Origin of the sequence: Actinomadura sp. BRA 177 (genome assembly GCF_013372625.1) — a bacterium.
Lineage (GTDB): Bacteria > Actinomycetota > Actinomycetes > Streptosporangiales > Streptosporangiaceae > Spirillospora.
The window spans coordinates 1-5,207 of record NZ_JABXFD010000464.1; the positions used below are offsets into that span (position 1 = coordinate 1).

Annotated in this window: 4 protein-coding genes; 3 read left to right on the top strand and 1 reads right to left on the bottom strand. The window is 71.3% G+C overall.

Annotated features, from left to right (window positions below; genetic code table 11):
• The first annotated feature begins 255 nt into the window (after positions 1-255).
• The gene (locus tag HUX53_RS27250) at positions 256-465 is read left to right on the top strand and encodes a hypothetical protein (protein WP_176406074.1); all 210 of its coding nucleotides are present in this window, start codon (positions 256-258) and stop codon (positions 463-465) included.
• Positions 466-683: 218 nt separating this feature from the next.
• Complete coding sequence (locus tag HUX53_RS27255) at positions 684-1,895, top strand: pyridoxal phosphate-dependent aminotransferase (protein WP_217919963.1); 1,212 nt, start codon at positions 684-686, stop codon at positions 1,893-1,895.
• 1 nt (position 1,896) lies between these two features.
• On the opposite strand, the gene HUX53_RS27260 is transcribed toward HUX53_RS27255, so the two are convergent.
• Positions 1,897-3,942 (bottom strand): ATP-dependent DNA helicase, encoded by a 2,046-nt coding sequence (locus HUX53_RS27260; RefSeq protein WP_176406077.1) that lies wholly within the window; start codon positions 3,940-3,942, stop codon positions 1,897-1,899.
• A 198-nt stretch (positions 3,943-4,140) separates the two neighbouring features.
• Here HUX53_RS27260 and HUX53_RS27265 point away from each other — a divergent pair, with 198 nt between their 5' ends.
• Positions 4,141-5,118 (top strand): DUF4192 domain-containing protein, encoded by a 978-nt coding sequence (locus tag HUX53_RS27265; RefSeq protein ID WP_176406075.1) that lies wholly within the window; start codon positions 4,141-4,143, stop codon positions 5,116-5,118.
• Positions 5,119-5,207 lie beyond the last annotated feature (89 nt).

Here is a 5,207-nt window from a genome sequence, read left to right on the forward strand (position 1 = left end):
GGTCGGGTATGTGTATAAGGGACAGGCTGGGCGGGTCCGTGGCGCGGCTGCGCGGCGTGCCGGGGACGCTCGCCCGCGACAACGCGTCCCGCAGCCCGGCCCGCACCGCCGGCGCCGCGACCGCGCTGATGATCGGCGTCGGGGTCGTCACGCTGATGACGGTCTTCATCGGGTCACTGCGCGCCTCCCTGGAGGACGGCGTCGCCGGGTCGTTCAATGGCCCGATCGTCGTGAACGCCGGAAACGTCGGTCATCGTGGCGCTGTTCGGCACCGGCGGTGGGCTCGGCCTCGGCCTGTTCCTCGGCTGGGGTCTCGGCACGGCCATCGGCAACCCGTTCGCGCCGTCCGCCGTCACCATGGCGGTCATCGCGGTCGTCGGCGCGATCGCCGGGGCCCTCGCCGCGATCCGCCCGGCGCGCCGCGCCTCACGGCTGGCGATCCTCTCCGCGATCTCCGCACCGTGACGCGTCCGCCCGTCCCGTTCCCCCGGCTCCGCAGCGGCCGGGGGAACGGGGCGTCCGCCCCGATCTTCGCCGGCGGGTGTCCACGTCCGGCCGGGAACGCGTCTCACCCAGGTCGGCGGATGTGCGGCCCGGCCAGGGCGCTCGGTGCGTCCGGGCCCGGCCACCGGCGGGCCGGGGTGGCGCGCGTGTCGCGGGCGGGGCGCGGTTATGGTGAGATCATGCAGGTCAACCAGTCGGGCAAGCTGACCAACGTCTGTTACGACATCCGGGGACCGGTGCTGAAGCGCGCCAAGCAGCTGGAGGCCGAGGGAAGCAAGATCCTCAAGCTGCACATCGGCAACCCGGCCCCGTTCGGGTTCGAGGCGCCGCCCGAGCTCCTCCAGGACATGGTCCGCAACCTGCCGGAGGCGCACGGCTACAGCGACTCCAAGGGCATCCTGCCCGCGCGCCGCGCCATCGTGCAGCGCTTCGAGGACAACGGCGTCACCGGCATCGACGTCGAGGACGTCTACCTCGGCAACGGCGTGTCCGAGCTGATCGTCATGACCCTGCAGGCGCTGCTCAACGACGGCGACGAGGTCCTCATCCCCGCGCCCGACTACCCGCTGTGGACGGCGTCGGTCTCCCTCTGCGGCGGGACGCCCGTCCACTACCTGTGCGACGAGGACGACGGCTGGCAGCCCAGCCTGGACGACATCGAGTCCAAGATCGGCGACCGGACCCGCGCCATCGTCATCATCAACCCGAACAACCCGACCGGCGCGGTCTACTCCCGCGAGGTGCTGGCGCGCATCGTCGAGGTGGCCCGCCGCCGGAACCTGATCATCTTCGCGGACGAGATCTACGACCGGATCCTCTACGACGACGCCGAGCACGTGCCGATCGCGTCCCTGGCCCCCGACCTGCTGTGCCTCACCTTCGGCGGCCTGTCGAAGAACTACCGGGTCGCCGGATTCCGGTCGGGCTGGGTCGTGCTGTCCGGGCCGAAGGAGCACGCCGAGTCCTACATCGAGGGCCTCGACATCCTCGCCAACATGCGGCTCTGCCCGAACGTCCCCGGCCAGCACGCCATCCAGGCCGCGCTCGGCGGCTACCAGAGCATCGACGACCTCGTCCTGCCGACCGGCCGGCTCGGCGAGCAGCGCGACCGCGCGTGGAAACTGCTGAACGACCTGCCGGGGGTGAGCTGCGTCAAACCGCAGGGCGCCCTGTACGTCTTCCCGCGCCTCGACCCGGAGCTGTACCCGATCGAGGACGACATGCGCTTCGCCCTCGACCTGCTCGAACAGCAGAAACTCCTCGTCGTCCAGGGCACCGGCTTCAACTGGCCGTCCACCGACCACTTCCGCGTCGTCACCCTCCAGTACGCCGACGACCTGGAGGACGCCGTGGGCCGCATCGGCGAATTCCTCCACACCTACCGCCGCTGAGTCACCCCTCGGCGGCGGTGTCGAGGCGGCGGAGGGCGCCGCGGACCACGTCCGGGTCGGTCGTGGCCCAGAACGGCGGCAGTGAGCTCTTGAGGAAGCCGCCGTAGCGGGCCGTGGCGAGGCGCGGATCGAGGACGGCGACGACGCCGCGGTCGTCCATCGACCGCAGCAGCCGGCCCGCCCCCTGCGCGAGGAGCAGTGCCGCGTGCGTCGCGGCGACCGCCATGAAGCCGTTGCCGCCGTGCGCCGCGACCGCCCGTGACCGCGCCGACGACACCGGGTCGTCCGGGCGCGGGAACGGAATGCGGTCCATGATGACGAGTTGCAGCGACGGGCCGGGGACGTCCACGCCCTGCCAGAGCGACAGGGTGCCGAACAGGCAGGTCCGCTCGTCCTCGGCGAACTGCTTGACCAGCAGGGACGTCGAGTCTTCGCCCTGGCACAGCAGCGGATGCGTCAGGTGGTCCTTCAGCTCGTCGGCGGCCTGCCGCGCGGCCCGCATCGAGGAGAACAGGCCCAGCGTGCGGCCGCCCGCCGCCTCGATCAGCTCGGTGATCTCGGTGAGGTAGGCGTCGGCGAGCCCGTCCCGCCCGGGTTGCGGCAGATGCCGCGCGACGTACAGGATGCCGGCTTTCGGATGGTCGAACGGCGAGCCGGCGTCCAGCCCGGACCACACGACCTTCGTCTCCTCGCCCTTCTCCGTCGCGGTCTGCGCGAGCCCCTCGGCGGCGGTCTTCGCGTCCCTGGAGCCCTTCTCGTCCAGCGGCGGCAGGCCCCACTGGCGCGCGAGCGGTTCGAACGACCCGCCCAGCGTCAGCGTCGCCGACGTCAGGATCGCGGTGCGCTGCTCGAACAGGGTCGTCCGCAACAGGCCACCGACCCCGATCGGCGCCACGTGCAACGCCGGCGGACGCTTCGGACGCCCGTCCTGGACGAACGGCTTCTCCAACCACACGACGTCGAAGCGCTCGCCCATCTCTGGCTGGAACGCGTCCAGTATCCGCACGGCCGTGTCGTGCAGATCCTCCAGCGACGACCGTGCCGCCTTGCGCGCGGCCATGTCGCCCGGATCGGAGTCCTTCTTCTCTGGCCCGAGCGCCGTGATGCAAGCGTGCGCGGCATCCCGGACGACGGCGAGGGTGTTGCCCAGAGCGGACGACAGGACGTCCATACGCCCTTGCGGCAGATCCTCAAGAAGGACGCCGAGCCCCTCCGCGGCCTCTTTCAGCCGATCCGCAACGGCCTCTTCAATGAGCCGCCCACAGCGCCGTGCAGCGGTCTCCACGCCTGCCGCGCTCAAATCCCCCGTAGCGACCGATGTGACCCGGTCGACCAGCTCATGCGCCTCGTCCACGATGACGACATCGTGTTCAGGCAGAACCTGGAACTCCTCCAGGGCGTCGATGGCCAGCAGCGCATGGTTGGTGACCACGATGTGCGCCTCACCGGCCTCTGCCCGCGCCAGCTCCGCGAAGCACTCCGTCCCATGCGGGCACCGTTGCGCGCCCAGGCACTCCTGCGCCGTGACGGCCACCTGCCGCCACGCCTGCTCGTTCACTCCGGGCACCAGCTCGTCCCGGTCCCCGGTCTGGGTCTCCTCCGCCCACTCGTTCAGCCGCTTGACCTGCCGCCCCAGCGACGACAGCTGCTGCGGATCGAACAGGCTGGGCCCGTCCTCCTCCTCGGGTACCCCCGTCTGCACCCGGTGCAGACACAGATAATTCCGACGCCCTTTCAGGATCGCGAACTTCAGCTCCGTGCCGAGCATCGGCCCGAGAGCCTCCGCGAGCCGGGGCAGGTCGCGGTCGACGAGCTGCCGCTGCAACGCGATCGTCGCGGTCGACACCACCACCGTCGTCTGCTTCTCCACCGCGTGCCGGATCGCGGGCACGAGATACGCGAGGGACTTGCCGGTCCCCGTCCCCGCCTGCGCGGCGAGATGCTCGCCGGACTCGATCGCCTTCTCCACCGCCCGCGCCATCTCCACCTGCCCGGGGCGCTCGGCACCCCCGATGGACGCGACGGCCGCGGCGAGCAGGGTCGCCATATCCGGAATCTGGGTATCGCTGCCGGTCAGCAGATCAGGGGAGGGCACGCCGCCCAACGCTACCGCCCCCGACCGACACCCGGCCCCCGGCACGGCGAACAAGCCACCGTCACCCACCGGGGCACGTCCGATCCCGAAGTTATCCACAACCATGCGTTTCCCGACGGGGTCCACCCGCCCGCTGCGAGTGTCATCGGCATGGCACCTCTCGTGATCCGCACCGCCCAGGACGCCATCGCGGCCGTCCCCTACCTGCTGGGCTTCCACCCGTCCCGCAGCCTCGTCGTGATCGGCTTCGAGGGCCGCGACCGCGGCACATGCGCGATCCGGCTCGATTTACCGGCCGCGGAAGCCGCGAGCCGGGTGGCCGCACTCCTCGCCACCAACGGCTTCACGCGCTCCCTCATCCTCGGCTACGGCCCCGCCGCCGAGGTCGAGGAGTCCACCGAACCCATACGCGAGGCCCTCGCCTCCGCCGGCGTGCCCGCCGCCGAGGCGATCCGTGTCGCCGACGGCCGCTGGTGGTCGCTCACGTGCCACGACGACTGCTGCCCGCCCGCAGGCACGCCGTACGACATCTCGGCCAGCGTCCTCGCCGCCCAGGCGACCTACGCGGGCCATGTCGCGCTGGCCGACCGCGCCGAACTCGTCCGCTCCGTCCAGCCCCTCGAAGGCCCCGCCCGAACCGCCATGCGCGAGGCCACCGCCCGAGCGGAGAAACGCCACCTCGCCCGCGTCCGCACCCCCGACGAGGACCTCCCGTTCCTCCTGTCCCTGCTCACCCACGCCCGCACCGGCATCCTCCCCACCGACGACGAGGTCGCCCGGCTCGGCTTCCTCCTCACCGACCTGCGCCTCCGCGACGAGGCATGGATCCGCATCGACGAGGACGCCCCCGCCGCCGACATCGCCTTCTGGCGCGACATCCTCCGCCGCGTCGAGGAGCCCTGCGCCCCCGCCCCCGCATCCCTGCTGGCCTTCGCCGCCTACTCCGCGGGCGACGGCGGCCTGGCCAACGTGGCCCTGGAACGCGCCCTGGACGCCGACCCCGCCTACTCCATGGCCGTCATCCTCCGCGAGGTGATCAACGCCGGCATCCCACCGTCCCAACTCCGCCTGCGCATGACCTCCGACCAACTGGCCGCCGCCTACAACGACCACCAAAAAGCCAGCTAACCCACCCCACAACCCGTCCCTTATACACATCTGACGCTGCCGACCAAGAGGACAGGGCAAGTCCCGGGTGACGCCTACACAACACACAA

What these genes read in the sequence shown, in the direction of transcription:
- HUX53_RS27255 (WP_217919963.1), top strand. Translation starts at nt 684, where the DNA reads ATGCAGGTCAACCAGTCGGGCAAGCTGACCAACGTCTGTTACGACATC.
- HUX53_RS27260 (WP_176406077.1), bottom strand. Translation starts at nt 3,942, where the DNA reads ATGGCGACCCTGCTCGCCGCGGCCGTCGCGTCCATCGGGGGTGCCGAG.
- HUX53_RS27265 (WP_176406075.1), top strand. Translation starts at nt 4,141, where the DNA reads ATGGCACCTCTCGTGATCCGCACCGCCCAGGACGCCATCGCGGCCGTC.